We start from the raw sequence: 14,974 nt of genomic DNA, 5'->3' as shown, positions 1-14,974 counted from the left end.
GGCGCTTATTCAACCCACAAGGAGGGCCTTCTCGTGAAGCTTCTGATTTTCCGTACTCTGCTCATCTATCTCTGCGTTCTGTTCGCCATGCGGCTGATGGGCAAGCGTCAGCTGGGCGAACTGCAGCCCGAAGAGCTGGTATCTACTATCCTCATCTCAAATCTGGCGTCCATCTCCATCGAGTCGGAAGAAGTGCCGGTGACGGTCAGCCTCATTCCCCTCTTCCTCATCGCGGCTTTGGAGCTGCTGGGGTCGGCGCTGAGCTTCCGCAGCCAGAAATTTTTCAACCTGATGTCGGGCCGCCCCAAGACGGTCATCTTAGACGGACAAATCGACCAGAACGCTCTGCGCACTCTCCGGCTGACGACTGCTGATTTGATGGAAGCGCTGCGTGGCAAAAATATCTTCGATCCCCGGGACGTCTCCTACGCTGTAGTGGAGACGAATGGCAGTCTTTCGGCGGCACTGCGCCCCGAAAAAGAGACCGCTACCCTCGCCGACTTACAGCTGAAAGTGGAGCACAGCCATGCGACCATCCCTTTCGTGCTGGACGGACAGGTGCTCGAGGAAAATCTGCACTGGTGCGGCAAAGACCAGGACTGGCTCGAGCGGACAGCGCAGGCCAATACCCTGCTGCCGGAGGAAATTCTGCTTTTAGTGGGCAACGAGACGGAAGACTATTTTCTGCTGAAAAAAGAGAGCCGCCGCAAGGGCAGCTCCCGGTGAGAGGTGTAGGATGAAGCGAATTTATGCGTGTCTGTGCATCGTGGCAGTGCTGCTGGGGGTGGCCTTTTACAGCAGTTGGCGGGTGCAGAAGTTTGCAGAGGATATTTCGGACGACATCGACGACGCCATGGAGGCTATCCGGGACGAGGACCTTCCTTCCGCGCGGCAGGCACTGGCCGAGGGCGCTGAACTCTGCGACAAAATGCGGGAAGGGATGAATCACCTGCTCCGCACACAGGACTTCACGGAACTGGAAGCCGCCCTTCGCGCCGCGGACGGACATCTCGAACTGAGCGCCCCCGAGGAAGCATTTGGTGAACTGCGCCGGGCGCAGGTTCAGGTGGAGACGCTGGAATGGCTGTCGCGGAGGCTTGTATAATTAAATCGTTCAGACGTAGTTATATTTCGTGTAATCCATATTATTCGAAATATAGTCATTCTGCTCTAGTCCAAAATCAGTCTTATAAGAAGGATTTCATTTATAGTTATTTCGCGTTTTTTGCTTTGTCACCGATATTTTATAGTGTAATAATTTTGTTTTGTTCAAATTCGCATCGGTGGTTCCAGGCTATATGATTTTTTATATAGTGCGAAATCATGCCCCCTCGTTTGCCTTCTGCCACGATAAAAAGCACATGCCCCCAAGCTGGCAAAGGACCACCCACAACAGTTGTTTCGCGCTGTTCGGCCATGCCACATCGATGAAGCCCGCCAGGCATGAGGGCACAAAAAATCACCCCATCCCCTGCCCTGCGGCAGAGAATGGGGTGCTCGTGCTTTTTACACTTTATTTCTTACGGTCGCCCATCAGCTTTTTCAGCTCATTGAAGAAGCTTTCGACGTCCGCAAACTGCTGATAGACCGAGGCAAAGCGGACATAGGCCACCTCGTCGATTTTCTTCAGTTCCTGCATGGTCAGCTCACCGATGCGCACACTCGTCACCTCGCGGTCATAGGTGCTCATTAGGGTCTGCTCGATGCTGCTGACGGCGCGTTCCAGAGACTCGTAGCTCACCGGACGCTTGGCGCAGGCCCGAAGCATCGCGTTGAGCAGCTTCTGCCGGTCGAACGGCTCACGGGAGTTATCCTTTTTGATGACGATGAGCGGCACCGTTTCCACGACCTCGTAGGTCGTGAACCGCATATGGCAGTTCAGGCACTCCCGGCGGCGGCGGATGCGCTCGCTGTCTTCGGTAGGGCGGGAGTCGATGACTTTGGATTCCTCAGCGCCACAATAGGGGCATTTCATGGTCGTTCCTCCTAGATTCAGGACAGATTTGCGTCAGGATAGAAGCTCAGTTTTTCTTTGCGTTTTTGCGCTCGCTCCAAGCCACCCATGCGGAAGTGGAGACACACAGCGAAGTGTACACGCCGCTGAGCATACCCATCATCAGGGGGAAGGCAAAGGTGAAGATGCTGTCCAGACCGTACAGCTTGGAGACGATGCACATCACACCCAGAGCCATCACCGTGGTGACGGTGGTAATGATCGTGCGGCGGGCAGACTGGTTGACGGAATGGTTGACCAGCTCTTCGAAGCTGGCCTTCTTGCCCAGCAGGCCGCGGTTCTCACGGATACGGTCGTAGACGACGACGGTATCGTTGATGGAGTAGCCGAGGATGGTGAGCATGGCGGCGATGAAGTTGCCGTCCAGCGGGGCGCGCAGCAGCACGAAGATGCCGAACACCACCATCAGGTCATTGAGCAGGGCCAGAACAGCCATCATGCCGCCGGTGAGGCCGCCGATATTCTTGAAGCGGTAGGCGATGTAGGCGAGGATGAGCACCAGTGCGAACACCACGGCCACCAGACTCTTCTGGAGGAATTTGGTACCCATTGCGGCGCTGACATTGCTCAGAGAGAGCTGTGCAAAGGAGTTATCCGGGTAGCTCTCATTCAGGGAGTCCAGCAGGGTCTGCACTTCGTCGGTGGTGACAGTCTCGGTGCCGGGCATCGAAATTTTCAGGGTCTGCTCCCCTGTCGCGACGTTCTCGCCGGTCTGCAGGGTCAGGCCGTTGCTGCCCAGCGCTTCGGAGGCGGTCTTCTGGACGGCAGACATCTCAAAGCTGTTCTCGTAGCTCAGAGTGATCATCGCACCGCCGGTGAACTCGGTGTCCAGATGGACGCCCAGCACCACAGCGCAGAGGACGATAGCTGCCATCAGGCAGGCGGAGAAGGTCAGGAAGCGCTTGCGCAGGCCGACGAAGTTGACCTGCTTCTTCTCTGCCGGGGTCTTGCCGGGAGCATCGGCACCGTAGAGGCGGGGGTCACGCAGAGCCTTGATAGCGGCAGCGCCCCGGATCATGGTACGGGTAGCGAAGATACCGAACACGAAGTTGAGCAGCACACCGGTGAGCAGCGTGTAACCGAAGGCGTAGATGGTGCCTGCGGTCGAGGGGCCGAAGGCGAAGAAGACGAAGTGCAGGGCCTTGGCGAAGAAGCCGTCAGACGGGCCGAAGGCACCCATCAGCACGATGGCGACGATGACGATGGTCACGTTGCCGTCGATGATGGGAGTCAGGCCGCGGGCGAAGCCGCTCTTGAGGGCGCCGTCGAGGCTCTTGCCGCTGCGCAGCTCTTCCTTGATGCGCTCGGCAGTGATGACGTTGGCGTCAACGCCCATGCCGATGGCGAGGATGATGCCGGCGATGCCGGGCAGGGTCAGGGTGAAGCTCTCAAACACCGGGAAGTAACCGGAGACGAAGGCCAGCGTAGCCGCCACCTGACCAGCCAGAGCGATGCAGGCCAGGAAGCCGGGCAGACGGTACAGAGCCGTCATCAGAACCACGATGAGGGCGAAGGCGATGACGCCGGCCAGCACCATGGCGCTCAGGCTGTTCTCGCCCAGACTCGGGCTGATGGTGGAGTAGCTGTCCACCGTCAGCGCAAAGGGCAGAGAGCCGGAGTTGATCTGGCGGGCCATCTTGACGACGTCCTCCTGCGTGAAGGGGTTCGACGCAGAACTGGTGATGATGGCAGAGCCGTCGGTGATGGCGGCGTTGACGCTGGCGGTGCTGACATTCTCGTCATCCAGCCAGATGCTGATGGTGCCGCCCGTCTGATACAGGCGGGTGGTCGCGTCGCCGAATGCCTTGGCGCCCTCATCGGTAAACTTGAGCGCCACATAGTACTCGGAGCTGCTGCCGTTGACGGGGCCATACTGGGCAGCTGCGCTCTCCACCATCGAGCCATCGAGGACGAGCTCACCGTCTGCACTGCTCCCCTCGCGGAAGGTCAGATAGGCGGTGGTGCCGATCTCCTCAATGGCGGCTTCGGGGTCGAACTCCGTCTCGCCCGACTGCCACGGGAACTCGAGGATGAGGCTGTCGGAGTTATTGTCCACATACAGCTCATAGTCGGTCACGTTGAGGGCGACCAGACGGTTCTCGATGACCAGCTGAGCTGCCTCGAGCTGGTCGTCGGTGGCGTCGTAGCCGTCAGAGGGGACGAAGGTGACGTTGACGCCTCCCTTGATGTCCACACCGAAGCGGATGTCTTTCGCGCCCTTGATGTAGGTGGTGGTCACATCACCGTACTTGACTGCGACGCCAAAGAATGCCGTATAGACGAACGCCGCGATCAAAAGCACAGTGAGGACAAGTTGCCATGCTTTGCCTTTAGTTTTCATATGAATCGGGAAACCTCCAAATATAATAAGAAGCTGTTTTCATAACCATTGCACACCGCCTGAACTGCCTTTTGGCGCACTCTGGCTATGAAAACAACTTCCAAATCCCCGCTGCGCCGTCAGAACGGCAGCACAGCGGGGATCTTGTGCGATGAATCAGGCGTTCTCAGCCAGCAGCTTCTCGACTGCGGCCAGACGGACGCAGACACAGAGCAGGTCGGACGCAGTCTCCACTTCGTCCAGGCTGGGATAAGTGGGCGCGATGCGCAGATGGGCATCGTCCGGGTCCTTGTGATAGGGGTAAGCGGAACCTGCGCCGGTGAGGGTCAGGCCGCAGTCCTTGCACAGCTGGGCCACACGCTTGGCGCAGCCGGGCATGACGTAGAGGCTGATGAAGTAGCCGCCCTTGGGGTTCGTCCAGTGGGCGATGTCTCCGCAGGGAGTCAGCTCCTCGTTGAAGGCCGTCTTGACGGCATCAAAGCAGGGTACCAGACGGCGGCGGTGCTTTGCCATATGGGCCAGAACGCCTTCCTTGTTCTTGAGGAAGCGGACATGGCGCAGCTGGTTCATCTTATCATAGCTGATGATCATGACCGAGAAGCGCTTGCAGATGTACTTCATCATAGCTTCGCTGCAGGCTAGCGCAGAAACGCCTGCGCCCGGGAAGGTGATCTTGCTGGTAGAGGTGAACATGAAGACACGGTCCTCAGTGCCGTACTTCTTGCACTCGTTCAGCAGGACAGGAGTCTCGATGATCTCGTCCGTCAGGTGGTGGACGATGTAAGCCTCATCCCAGAAAATTTTGAAGTCGGGAGCGGCGGTCTTCATCTTGGCGAAGCGGTCGATGGTCTCGTCGCTGTAGGTGTAGCCGTCGGGGTTGGAATACTGAGGCACACACCAGATGCCCTTGATGGTATCATCCTCAGCTACCAGCTTCTCAACAACGTCCATATCAGGGCCGGTCGGGGTCATGGGAACGTTGATGAGCTCGAAGCCGAATTCCTCGGTGATGGCGAAGTGGCGGTCATAGCCGGGTACCGGGCAGAGGAACTTGCGCTTCTCTACCTGAGACCAGGGACAGGGAGACTCGGGGAAGCCGAAGCAATAGCCCATAGAGATGAGGTTGTACATGATCTGCAGGCTGGAGTTGCCGCCCACAAAGACTTCCTCAGGCTTGACACCCATCACATCGCCGAACAGCTCACGGGCCTCGTGCAGACCCTCAAGGTCGCCGTAGTTGCGGGCATCGGTGCCGGCGTCGGTGGTGTAATCGGTCATCTGCAGCAGACCCATTGCCAGGTCCATCTGGTGAGGGCCGGGCTTGCCGCGGGCCATATTCAGCTTCAGGCCCATTGCCTGAAATTTCTTGTACTTTTCTTCCAGAGCTGCCTTCTCAGCAGTCAGTTCGTCGCGGGTCATCTCAAAATAATTTGCCATAACACACACTCCTTTATTGTACTTTCTGTTTCCCACAAAATGTCCGGCGCTGCCATCCGCAGAGCAGTCCCATGCCAGTGGGCCGTCCCGGTATTCTCCTTGCAATTCCAGACTTTTATAGTTTACTACAATTTGGTCTCGGAAACAAGTCAGATGGCACAAAAAAGCCCCGCCAAAAAGCAAAAAGCTTTCAGCGGGGCTGCTCTTCCCTGCTGTGCGCTGACGCTCAGCTCAGGGAAGTCTGACTCTTATAGCGCTTGCGCACCGCACCGTACTCCATGTGCGCTTCGCCGCCCTCCACGGTGTCCTCGTCGATGGTGACGCGGATGATGGTGGGGTCGTTCGGCACATCGTACATGATGGGCATGAGGATGTTCTCCATCACGCTGCGCAGGCCGCGGGCGCCGGTCTTGCGCTCAATGGTCTTGCGGGCGATGGCATGGAGAGCCTCGTCGGTGATGTCCAGCTCCACATTGTCCATCGACAGCAGTTCTTTATACTGCTTGACCAGACTGTTGCGAGGCTCCTTCAGCACGCGCACCAGTGCATCCTCGTCCAGGTCGTCCAGCACGGTGATGACCGGCAGACGGCCGATAAGCTCGGGGATGAGGCCGAACTTGACGAGGTCGTGGGGTTCGACCTTCCGCAGCAGGGCCTTTTCAGCCTCGCTGGAGTTATCCTTCAGCGCACTGCCAAAGCCCAGTGCGGACTTGTCGGTGCGGCGGAGGATATACTTATCCAGACCGTCGAACGCACCGCCGCAGATGAAGAGGATGTTGGTGGTGTCGATTTGGATGAACTCCTGCTGGGGGTGCTTGCGGCCGCCCTGCGGGGGGACATTGCTGACGGTGCCTTCCAAGATCTTCAGCAGAGCCTGCTGCACACCTTCACCGCCCACGTCGCGGGTGATGGAGGGATTCTCACTCTTGCGGGTGATCTTGTCGATCTCATCAATATAGATGATGCCGATCTGAGCTTTCTGGACGTCGAAGTCTGCGGCCTGGATGAGCTTGAGCAGGATGTTCTCGACGTCCTCGCCCACATAGCCGGCCTCCGTCAGGGTGGTAGCGTCTGCGATGGCGAAGGGAACGCCCAGCATCTTGGCCAGCGTCTGGGCCAGCAGGGTCTTGCCGACACCGGAGGGTCCCAGCAGCAGGACGTTGGACTTCTGCAGTTCAACGTCTGCGCCCTTGCCGCTCAGGATGCGCTTATAATGGTTGTAGACCGAGACGGCCAGCACACGCTTGGCCTCGTCCTGACCGATGACATACTGGTCCAGACCCTCCTTGATCTCTGCGGGGGTCTTGATGTTGATGGCGAGATCATCTGCGGGCTGGATACGCGCCCGGCTGGCGCTGCCACGGCTGGGGCGGGAGCTGTTGCTGCCCGGATGATCCGGCTTGTCCGAGAGCAGGTCGGCGCAGAGGCCGATGCATTCGCTGCAGATGTTCACGCCGGGGCCGATGATCATCCGCTCCACTTCGTCCTGATGTTTGCCGCAGAAGCTGCAGACCAGATCCTTTTCGTTTTTATCTCTGCCGGAATTGTTATTAGCCATAACCGTTTTTCCTTATCCTGGGTGTATTGCTTTCTGCCGCTCAGCGGTGGGTGATGACCTCATCAATGAGGCCGTATTCTTTGGCCTCCTGCGCAGAAAGGAAGTTGTCGCGCTCGGTATCCTGCTCCACCTTTTCCAGCGGCTGGCCGGTGTACTCGCTGAGCAGCCGGTTCATCTTGGCGCGGGTGCGGATGATATGGTCCGCGTGGATCTTGATGTCGGTAGCCTGTCCGGACAGACCACCGCCCTGACCGCCTGCAATCAGCGGCTGGTGGATCATGATCTCAGCGTTGGGCAGAGCGAAGCGCTTGCCCTTGGTGCCGCTGGCCAGCAGGAATGCGCCCATTGAGGCAGCCATGCCCATGCAGATGGTGGAGACATCGCACTTGATATACTGGATGGTATCGTGGATGGCCATACCTGCGCTGATGGAGCCGCCGGGGCTGTTGATATACAGGCTGATGTCCTTATCGGGGTCCTGCCCTTCCAGATACAGCAGCTGTGCCACGACAAGGCTGGCAGAGGTATCGTTGACATCCTCGCTCAGCACAATGATGCGGTCGTTCAGCAGACGGGAGAAAATATCGTAGGAACGCTCCCCGTGCGCCGACTGCTCGACAACGTAAGGAACAAAACTCATAGGGTTCGCCTCCTGAATGAAAATTATTGTATTTGCAAAATTGACCGATACGGCAAGCGCACATGGGCCGTAGCCGTATCGGTCAATTTCAACAACCTTAGCTTACACAGAGCCGGGATTACTCCCTGCCCTGTGTGACCTTGTGCGCCAGAATTACTGAGCGTCCTCGGTCTTCTCGGCCTCAGCGGCCTTCTCCACGACGTTAGCGTGGCTCTTGATGAAGTCGATAGCCTTGTTGATGGCCAGGTCGTGCTTCACCTCATCGACATTGATGAGCTCGCGGACCTTGTCCTCTTCCATCTTGTACTGGTCAGCGATGCGCTTGACCTCTGCGTTCAGCTCGTCCTCAGAAGCCTCGATGTTCTCGGCAGCTGCAACAGCCTCCAGAGCCAGACGGATCTTGACCTGCTTCTCAGCCTGAGGCATGAAGGAAGCGCGGAACTGGTCGATGGACTGACCCATATACTTCAGGTAGTCCTCGAGGCGCAGGCCCTGCTGCTCCATGCGGAAAGCAAAGTCGTTGACCAGCTCGTCCATGCGGACATCGTACATAGCCTGGGGGATCTCAGCCTCCATGCCGTCGATGACCTGATCGACCAGAGCGTTCTCGACAGCCAGGTCATCCTGCTTGTCCAGCTGCTCCTGATTGTTCTTGCGGATGGAAGCCTTGAACTCATCCAGAGTGTCGTACTCGGAGCAGTCCTTAGCCAGCTCGTCGTCCAGAGCGGGCAGCTCCTTGTACTTGACCTCGTGCAGCTTGATCTTGAAGACAGCGGGCTTGCCAGCCAGCTCAGCAGCCTGGTACTGCTCGGGGAAGGTGACGTTGACGTCGAACTCCTCGCCAGCAGCGTGGCCGACGATCTGGTCCTCGAAGCCGGGGATGAAGCTGCCGCTGCCCAGGGTCAGGCTGTAGTGCTCAGCCTTGCCGCCCTCGAATGCGACGCCATCCACAAAGCCCTCGAAGTCGATGTCCACGATGTCGCCGTTCTCAGCAGCACCCTCGCGGGTCAGCTCACGGGCGTTGCGCTCCTGCACACGCTTCAGCTCGGCATCAACAGCCTCGTCAGAAACAGTATGGACAGTCTTCTCAACGGTCAGACCATTGTATGCGCCGATCTTGACTTCGGGCTTGACAGCGACCTTGACGGTCAGGGTAGCGCCCTCAGCCTCGCTGGCGGAGTCAACGCTGACCTCAGGACGGCCGACCGGCTCGATGCCGGCAGCCTTGACAGCCTCTTCGTAAGCTGCGGGGAACAGCTCGTTGATGGCGTCGTAGGTAAAGACATCAGCGCCGTACATCTTCTCGATGAGAGCCTTGGGAGCCTTGCCCTTGCGGAAGCCCTGAACAGGGTACTTCTTGCCCTCCTTCTTGAAAACATCGGCAACTGCAGCCTTGAAAGCCTCAGCGTCGATGGAGAACTGCAGCTCTGCCATGCTCTTCTCGAGCTTTTCGCACTTGATGAAATTCATTTGTGTATCCTCCACTCAAATATTCTATTGCGTTGGGGCAGCGGGAAAACTGCCGCCTGCAACCGCGCACCGCGTCCTTGCTGTTTGCGAAATGCGGGGACGCGCGCGCTCAAATTGGGTGCAACAATCGCGTCACAACTTATTATAGCACGGTCGTGATAGAATTGCCACCCCAAATTTTGACTTTTTGTCATTTCTGCTATTTTGGTCTCTGCCTCAGTTGATGCGGTAGGGACAGAACCGCAGACCGTCAGCGCTGACAAGCTTGTAGCGGATGCCGTCCACATCGCCCTGCACCGCATAGCGGATGGCATTGCCGTGCAGATGGCCATAGTAGCAGGTCCTGATGCCGTAGGCTCTCAGCGTCGCCACGATCTCGGGGGCGCTGGTGCCGGTGTAGACCGGCGGGTAATGCAGGAACACCAGCTTTTCCAGCCCGGGTTCTGCGGCGTCGAGGCTCATCTTCAAGCGGCCTATCTCCCGGTTCATCACCTTTTCGTCGTGAGGCTCCCCCACATCGAACAGCCAGCCCCGGGTGCCGCAGATGGCGTAGCCCTCCACAGAGTAGGAGTTGTTGTGCAGGATGTGGAGCGTATCGAAGCCCTCGGCTTTCAGGTAGGCGTTCATCTTGTTGGCGGTGGTCCACCAATAGTCGTGATTTCCCTTCATGATGAGCTTCTGGCCGGGCAGCTGCTGCAGAAATCCGAAATCTTTGCGGGTATCGGTGAGACGCATGGCCCAGCTGATGTCGCCTGCAAGGACAATGGTATCCTCGGGCTTTACGAGCTTGCGCCAGTTGGCCTCCAGCCGTTCCACATAGCCGTTCCAGCCGGGGAAAACGTCCATCGGCTTGGAGCCGCCCAGGGAAAGGTGGGTATCGCCAAGCACAAAAAGTGCCATAGTTTATTTACTCCTGTTCTGGTTTTCGTCATGCCTGACAGCCCAGTGCCACCTCCGCGATCTGAGCCGGGTCGATGACGGTGCTGAACCGCTCGGCCTTCTGCCGCAGGACGGCGAGACTTGCGGGAGCGGTGCGGCCGGTAGCCTCTTCCAGCGCCTGCATGGCCTCGAAGTCGTTCTCCGGGGCAGTGTGGCCCAGAGCTTCCAGCACGCTGCGCGGGAACTTGAAGGGCGAGGCGGTGGAAAGCACCACCATCGGCACGCCGTCCCGTTTCTTCTGAGCGGCAACATGGAAAGCCACCGCCGTATGGGTATCGCAGAGGTAGCCGTCCTTCTCGTAGCGGGCGCGGATCTCCCCTGCCACCTGTTCCTCACTGCTCCAGCCGCAGTCGAAGCTCTCCTGAATGGCCTTCAGCGTCTCGGGACGGACGGTGTAGCGGCCCGTCTCGTTCAGGCTCTTCATCAGGCCGGCCACTTCGGCATCGCTGCCGGTGACGTGGTAGAGCAGGCGCTCAAGGTTCGAGGACACGAGGATGTCCATGCTGGGCGAAGTAGTCTTATAGAACTCCCGCTTTGCAGTGTAAGTGCCGGTGGAGAGGAAGTCGGTCAGGACGTTGTTCTGGTTGGAGGCGCAGACCAGCTTGCCGACGGGCAGGCCCATCTGCTTTGCATAGTAGCCGGCCAGAATATCGCCGAAGTTGCCGGTGGGGACGCAGAAATCGACCTTGTCGCCGAAGGCAATTTTCCCCGCCTTGAGCAGCTGGGAATAAGCGGCGAAGTAATAGACGATCTGCGGCACGAGGCGGCCCCAGTTGATGGAATTGGCACTGGAAAGGCGGATGTTCCGCTCGGCCAGTCTGGCCGCAATGGCTTTATCACCGAAGACCTTCTTCACGCCGGTCTGGGCGTCGTCGAAATTGCCGCGCACGGCATAAACGGCGACATTTGCACCCTCCTGCGTAGCCATCTGCAGACGCTGGATCTCGCTGGTGCCGCCCGTGGGGTAGAACACGGCGATCTCGACGCCCGGGATGTCGTGGTAGCCGTCCAGTGCGGCCTTGCCGGTGTCGCCGCTGGTCGCCACGAGGATGAGGGTCTTTTCGGTGCGGGAGAGGTTCTTCTTTGCCTCCACGAGGAGTTTCGGCATCAGCTGAAGGGCATAATCCTTGAAGGCGCAGGTCGGGCCGTGCCACAGCTCAAGGGCATAGGTATCGCCCTCCACCGGGGCCAGATAACCGGCCTTGCCGCCGAAGGCCTCACCATAAGTCGTGCGAGCAGCCTCAGCGAGGAAGTCTCTCGAGTAGTCGGTCAGATATTCGCTGACGACGGCAGCGGCCAGCTCCGGATAATCCAGCTGGCACAATGCCTCCACGTCCACCTGCGGAAAACTTTCCGGGACGAACAGGCCGCCCTCATCCGACAGGCCCTGTGCGATCGCCTGAGAGGCGGTCACAATGCGGGAATGGTCTCTCGTGCTGAAAAATTTCATCGTTATCGCTCCTTTTTGCCAAAAGGCCCATCACTTGGCCTCGTCGTGCGGCAGCGGCCCAGAGCCGTTTTCTGCCTTTTCCCACCGGCACTTCCTGCTATTTCGCGCAAAAAGCGCCCTTTATAATATGTACCATCCAGCGCCCGCTGTCAAGAGGGACGACTTCGGCCACGTCGAAACGCACCGGCTCGTCGCTCTGATGGGTGCTTTGGAGATACCATGCGGCGGATGCGATGATACGGCGCTGCTTGGCGGCGTTGACCGCCGCAGCGGGGGTATCCAGAGAGTCTTTGGCGCGGGTCTTTACCTCGCAGAACACCAGTGTTCCGTCCGGTTCCCGCAGGATGAGGTCTATCTCCCCCATCCGGGTGTGATAATTGTGGGTGATGAGGGCCGCGCCCTGTTTTTCGTAGAAACGCGCGGCGGCTGCTTCTCCCCTGCGGCCTGTCTCGGCCCGGTCCATCACTTGCCCTCGGGCCAGTAGCCCTGCTTTTTGAGGAAGCTGCGGCGGTAGAACGGCTGAATGCCATACTGGGCAATGAGTTCGTAGTGGAGCTTGGTGCCGTAGCCCTTGTGCTTTGCCAGCTGATACTGGGGATACTGCTTGTCCAGCTCCAGCATATAGCGGTCACGGCTGACTTTGGCCAGAATGGACGCTGCGCCGATGCTGGCGCTGGTGGCGTCGCCCTTCACCACCGGCTGTGCGGGCATAGTCAGCCCGGCCGGGATGCGGTTGCCATCCACAAGGACGAGGTTCGGCACGATGTCCAGCCCCTCCACGGCCTGACGCATCCCGCTCATGGTGGCATTCAGGATATTGTCGCGGTCGATGATGTCGGGGCCGACGAAGACGATCTTGTAAGCCAATGCCTTTTCAACGATTTGGTCGAAAAGAGCCTCCCGCTTTTTCTCGTTCAGCTTCTTGGAGTCGTTGATGCCGTAGACCGGATCCTCGGGGTCGAGGATGCAGGCGGCCACACAGACCGGGCCGCACAGCGGGCCGCGGCCTGCCTCGTCTACGCCCGCAAAGCAGCCATACTGCGCCCGGATGTCGGCATCGTAGGCGTAGAGCGGCGCGGAGATTTCCTCATCCGTCCGGCGCTTCATTCCTCGTCCTCCTCGGCAAAGTCGGCCATGTCGTCCCGCTGGGGCGGGCGCTCAAGGGAGATGCGGCCCCACTTGCAAGCGCGGAACTCATCCACCAGCATCACGGCACAGCGCTCGGTGTTCACCTCGCCGCCCCGCACCAGCAGACCTCGCTTGCGGCCGATGGCCTCCATCAGCTCGTAGGGCGGCAGAGCCAGCGTCTCGGCGTCCAGCTTGTAGCGCTGGGCCACGAGGTCGGGATAGTTGCGGCGCACCTCATCCAAAAGGTTCATGGCCAGCTCCTCGACATCAAGGATGTCATCCTTGATGGAGCCGATGAAGGCCAGATTCGAGGCGATGGTCTTAGAATCAAACTTCTTCCAGAGCACACCGGGCATATCCAGCAGGTCGAACTTTTCGGTGCTGACCCACTGCTTGCCCTTGGTCACGCCGGGACGGTCAGCCGCCTTGGCGCGGGCAGAGCCTGCGAAGGTATTGATGAAGGTAGATTTGCCCACATTGGGGATGCCGCAGAGCATGACCTGCGTCTTGGCACCGGCCATGCCGCGGTTCTGGCGGCGTGCCAGCAGGCCGGACAGTTCCTTTTCGATCGCGGCCTTGACGGCGTTCGCGCCGCCTTTCTGCTTGGCACTGATGGCGACACAGCCCGCGTCTGCCTCGTGGAAGTAGCGTATCCACTCTTCCGTCACGGTGGGGTCGGCGAGGTCCGCTTTGTTCAGCGCATAGAGCTTGGGCTTGCGGGCCGTGATGCGCTCGATCTCCGGGTTGAGGCTGGACAGTGGGATGCGGGCGTCCAGCAGTACAAGGCTTGCGTCAACGTGCTGGATCTCCTGCTCCATCATCCGCAGCGTCTTGGCCATATGGCCCGGGAACCACTGGATGGCATATTGGTTTGCAAACCGGGTGTCCTGATTGTTCATTTTACCACTCCAAAATCCGAAATGGGCAAAAAGCAGAGCAGCACTTTGCCCAGTATATCCTGTTCGTCGATGCAGCCGACATAGCTCGAGCGGCTGTCCAGCGAGGCGTTGCGGTTGTCTCCCATCACGAACACCGTCCCCTCAGGCACAGTGTACGGGAACTCCACATCATAGCCCAGATAGGTCGGCTCTGCGATGTAATCCTCTTCCAGCACCTTTCCATTGACCTCTACCGTTCCGGTGGCATAGTCGATGGAGATGGTGTCGCCGCCTTTGGCGATGACACGCTTGACCAGGGGGCGGCCATAGCTGGTGTAGCTGTCCACGATGACCACATCGCCCCGCTGAGGCTCATAGCCTGCGCCCCAGACGACGAGTTTATCGCCGTTTTCCAGCGTAGGCACCATCGACTCGCCGTCCACCTGAATGATACGGAAGAAAAAGGAAAACACCAGCACCAGCACCAGCGCCGCCGAAATAAGCGCTTCGTACCATTCCAGCAGGCCCTGACCACGGACAGCAGACTGTGACTGTTCCATATCCGATGCACCTCTTTATCCGGGCTTCTGCCCGTTTTTATTTTCTCTGTCTCTGCGCCAAAAGCGCCGTATAACAGAAAAAAGGGGACAAACGAGTTGTCCCCTTTTCTCCCGCTTTGAAACGGGGAATCATCAAATATCGCTCTTGACCTTGGCAGCCTTGCCGGTACGACCACGCAGGTAGAACAGCTTTGCGCGGCGGACCTTGCCCTTACGGACAACAGTGACCTTCTCGACGAAGGGGCTGTTGATGGGGAAGACACGCTCGATGCCGACGCCGTAGGAAACGCGACGAACGGTAAAGGTCTCTGCGACGCCGCCGTGCTTCTTAGCAATGACGGTACCCTCGAAAGCCTGAATACGCTCGCGCTCGCCTTCCTTGATACGAACATCAACGCGGACGGTATCGCCGACGTTGAACTGGGGCTTCTCAGCCTTGATGCTGCCTTCAGAAATAATCTTCAGTGCGTCCATTTTGAATTCCTCCATTTGTTTTTAGACGTTCATACACGGCGAACTGCCGTCAGAGGACCGCCCGTTTAATGATATGTGTCATTAA

General features: G+C 58.6%; 15 protein-coding genes. 2 read left to right on the top strand and 13 right to left on the bottom strand.

Annotated elements, in window-relative coordinates; all coding sequences use genetic code 11:
• Window positions 1-33 precede the first annotated feature (33 nt).
• Entirely contained in the window at window positions 34-726 is a 693-nt protein-coding gene (locus AAAU26_RS07995) for a DUF421 domain-containing protein (RefSeq protein ID WP_227618473.1), read from the top strand.
• Window positions 727-736: 10 nt separating this feature from the next.
• Complete coding sequence (locus AAAU26_RS07990) at window positions 737-1,105, top strand: DUF4363 family protein (RefSeq protein ID WP_158394472.1); 369 nt, start codon at window positions 737-739, stop codon at window positions 1,103-1,105.
• Window positions 1,106-1,513: 408 nt separating this feature from the next.
• Here AAAU26_RS07990 and nrdR read toward each other — a convergent pair whose 3' ends face one another.
• From nrdR to rplS, 13 genes are all read right to left on the bottom strand, one after another.
• Window positions 1,514-1,975, bottom strand: a complete 462-nt coding sequence (gene nrdR, locus AAAU26_RS07985; protein WP_149793336.1) for a transcriptional regulator NrdR — start codon at window positions 1,973-1,975, stop codon at window positions 1,514-1,516.
• 46 nt (window positions 1,976-2,021) lie between these two features.
• Window positions 2,022-4,355 carry a protein translocase subunit SecF gene (gene secF / locus AAAU26_RS07980; protein WP_227618472.1) on the bottom strand — a complete coding sequence of 778 codons (2,334 nt, stop codon included), beginning with the start codon at window positions 4,353-4,355 and terminating at the stop codon, window positions 2,022-2,024.
• A gap of 156 nt (window positions 4,356-4,511) precedes the next feature.
• Window positions 4,512-5,792: an aspartate aminotransferase type Ic gene (locus tag AAAU26_RS07975; protein ID WP_227618471.1), complete on the bottom strand. Its 1,281-nt coding sequence runs from the start codon at window positions 5,790-5,792 to the stop codon at window positions 4,512-4,514.
• A gap of 226 nt (window positions 5,793-6,018) precedes the next feature.
• The gene (gene clpX / locus AAAU26_RS07970; protein WP_149793333.1) at window positions 6,019-7,350 is read right to left on the bottom strand and encodes an ATP-dependent Clp protease ATP-binding subunit ClpX; all 1,332 of its coding nucleotides are present in this window, start codon (window positions 7,348-7,350) and stop codon (window positions 6,019-6,021) included.
• A gap of 40 nt (window positions 7,351-7,390) precedes the next feature.
• Complete coding sequence (clpP, locus tag AAAU26_RS07965) at window positions 7,391-7,990, bottom strand: ATP-dependent Clp endopeptidase proteolytic subunit ClpP (protein WP_015564088.1); 600 nt, start codon at window positions 7,988-7,990, stop codon at window positions 7,391-7,393.
• 153 nt (window positions 7,991-8,143) lie between these two features.
• The gene (gene tig / locus AAAU26_RS07960) at window positions 8,144-9,460 is read right to left on the bottom strand and encodes a trigger factor (protein WP_227618470.1); all 1,317 of its coding nucleotides are present in this window, start codon (window positions 9,458-9,460) and stop codon (window positions 8,144-8,146) included.
• Window positions 9,461-9,676: 216 nt separating this feature from the next.
• Window positions 9,677-10,360 carry a metallophosphoesterase gene (locus AAAU26_RS07955; protein ID WP_227618469.1) on the bottom strand — a complete coding sequence of 228 codons (684 nt, stop codon included), beginning with the start codon at window positions 10,358-10,360 and terminating at the stop codon, window positions 9,677-9,679.
• A gap of 28 nt (window positions 10,361-10,388) precedes the next feature.
• On the bottom strand, window positions 10,389-11,849 hold the full coding sequence (gene thrC, locus AAAU26_RS07950) for a threonine synthase (protein WP_227618468.1): 1,461 nt from the start codon (window positions 11,847-11,849) through the stop codon (window positions 10,389-10,391).
• A 97-nt stretch (window positions 11,850-11,946) separates the two neighbouring features.
• Window positions 11,947-12,312 carry a YraN family protein gene (locus AAAU26_RS07945; RefSeq protein WP_158394466.1) on the bottom strand — a complete coding sequence of 122 codons (366 nt, stop codon included), beginning with the start codon at window positions 12,310-12,312 and terminating at the stop codon, window positions 11,947-11,949.
• Window positions 12,312-12,956 (bottom strand): ribonuclease HII, encoded by a 645-nt coding sequence (gene rnhB, locus AAAU26_RS07940; protein WP_227618467.1) that lies wholly within the window; start codon window positions 12,954-12,956, stop codon window positions 12,312-12,314. The genes AAAU26_RS07945 and rnhB overlap by 1 nt, the downstream gene beginning before the upstream one ends.
• Window positions 12,953-13,876: a ribosome biogenesis GTPase YlqF gene (gene ylqF / locus AAAU26_RS07935; protein WP_227618466.1), complete on the bottom strand. Its 924-nt coding sequence runs from the start codon at window positions 13,874-13,876 to the stop codon at window positions 12,953-12,955. The genes rnhB and ylqF overlap by 4 nt, the downstream gene beginning before the upstream one ends.
• Window positions 13,873-14,415 (bottom strand): signal peptidase I, encoded by a 543-nt coding sequence (gene lepB / locus AAAU26_RS07930; RefSeq protein ID WP_227618465.1) that lies wholly within the window; start codon window positions 14,413-14,415, stop codon window positions 13,873-13,875. Before lepB ends, ylqF begins: the two co-directional genes overlap by 4 nt.
• A gap of 132 nt (window positions 14,416-14,547) precedes the next feature.
• Window positions 14,548-14,889 (bottom strand): 50S ribosomal protein L19, encoded by a 342-nt coding sequence (gene rplS / locus AAAU26_RS07925; protein ID WP_149793326.1) that lies wholly within the window; start codon window positions 14,887-14,889, stop codon window positions 14,548-14,550.
• Window positions 14,890-14,974 lie beyond the last annotated feature (85 nt).

Origin of the sequence: Faecalibacterium longum (assembly GCF_040094125.1) — a bacterium.
GTDB classification, from domain to species: domain Bacteria; phylum Bacillota; class Clostridia; order Oscillospirales; family Ruminococcaceae; genus Faecalibacterium; species Faecalibacterium longum.
This window is presented reverse-complemented; position numbering and strand designations above follow the sequence as displayed.

What these genes read in the sequence shown, in the direction of transcription:
- rnhB (WP_227618467.1), bottom strand. Translation starts at nt 12,956, where the DNA reads ATGAAGCGCCGGACGGATGAGGAAATCTCCGCGCCGCTCTACGCCTAC.
- clpP (WP_015564088.1), bottom strand. Translation starts at nt 7,990, where the DNA reads ATGAGTTTTGTTCCTTACGTTGTCGAGCAGTCGGCGCACGGGGAGCGT.
- AAAU26_RS07975 (WP_227618471.1), bottom strand. Translation starts at nt 5,792, where the DNA reads ATGGCAAATTATTTTGAGATGACCCGCGACGAACTGACTGCTGAGAAG.
- AAAU26_RS07990 (WP_158394472.1), top strand. Translation starts at nt 737, where the DNA reads ATGAAGCGAATTTATGCGTGTCTGTGCATCGTGGCAGTGCTGCTGGGG.
- AAAU26_RS07955 (WP_227618469.1), bottom strand. Translation starts at nt 10,360, where the DNA reads ATGGCACTTTTTGTGCTTGGCGATACCCACCTTTCCCTGGGCGGCTCC.
- nrdR (WP_149793336.1), bottom strand. Translation starts at nt 1,975, where the DNA reads ATGAAATGCCCCTATTGTGGCGCTGAGGAATCCAAAGTCATCGACTCC.
- lepB (WP_227618465.1), bottom strand. Translation starts at nt 14,415, where the DNA reads ATGGAACAGTCACAGTCTGCTGTCCGTGGTCAGGGCCTGCTGGAATGG.
- secF (WP_227618472.1), bottom strand. Translation starts at nt 4,355, where the DNA reads ATGAAAACTAAAGGCAAAGCATGGCAACTTGTCCTCACTGTGCTTTTG.
- AAAU26_RS07945 (WP_158394466.1), bottom strand. Translation starts at nt 12,312, where the DNA reads ATGGACCGGGCCGAGACAGGCCGCAGGGGAGAAGCAGCCGCCGCGCGT.
- rplS (WP_149793326.1), bottom strand. Translation starts at nt 14,889, where the DNA reads ATGGACGCACTGAAGATTATTTCTGAAGGCAGCATCAAGGCTGAGAAG.
- ylqF (WP_227618466.1), bottom strand. Translation starts at nt 13,876, where the DNA reads ATGAACAATCAGGACACCCGGTTTGCAAACCAATATGCCATCCAGTGG.
- thrC (WP_227618468.1), bottom strand. Translation starts at nt 11,849, where the DNA reads ATGAAATTTTTCAGCACGAGAGACCATTCCCGCATTGTGACCGCCTCT.
- tig (WP_227618470.1), bottom strand. Translation starts at nt 9,460, where the DNA reads ATGAATTTCATCAAGTGCGAAAAGCTCGAGAAGAGCATGGCAGAGCTG.
- clpX (WP_149793333.1), bottom strand. Translation starts at nt 7,350, where the DNA reads ATGGCTAATAACAATTCCGGCAGAGATAAAAACGAAAAGGATCTGGTC.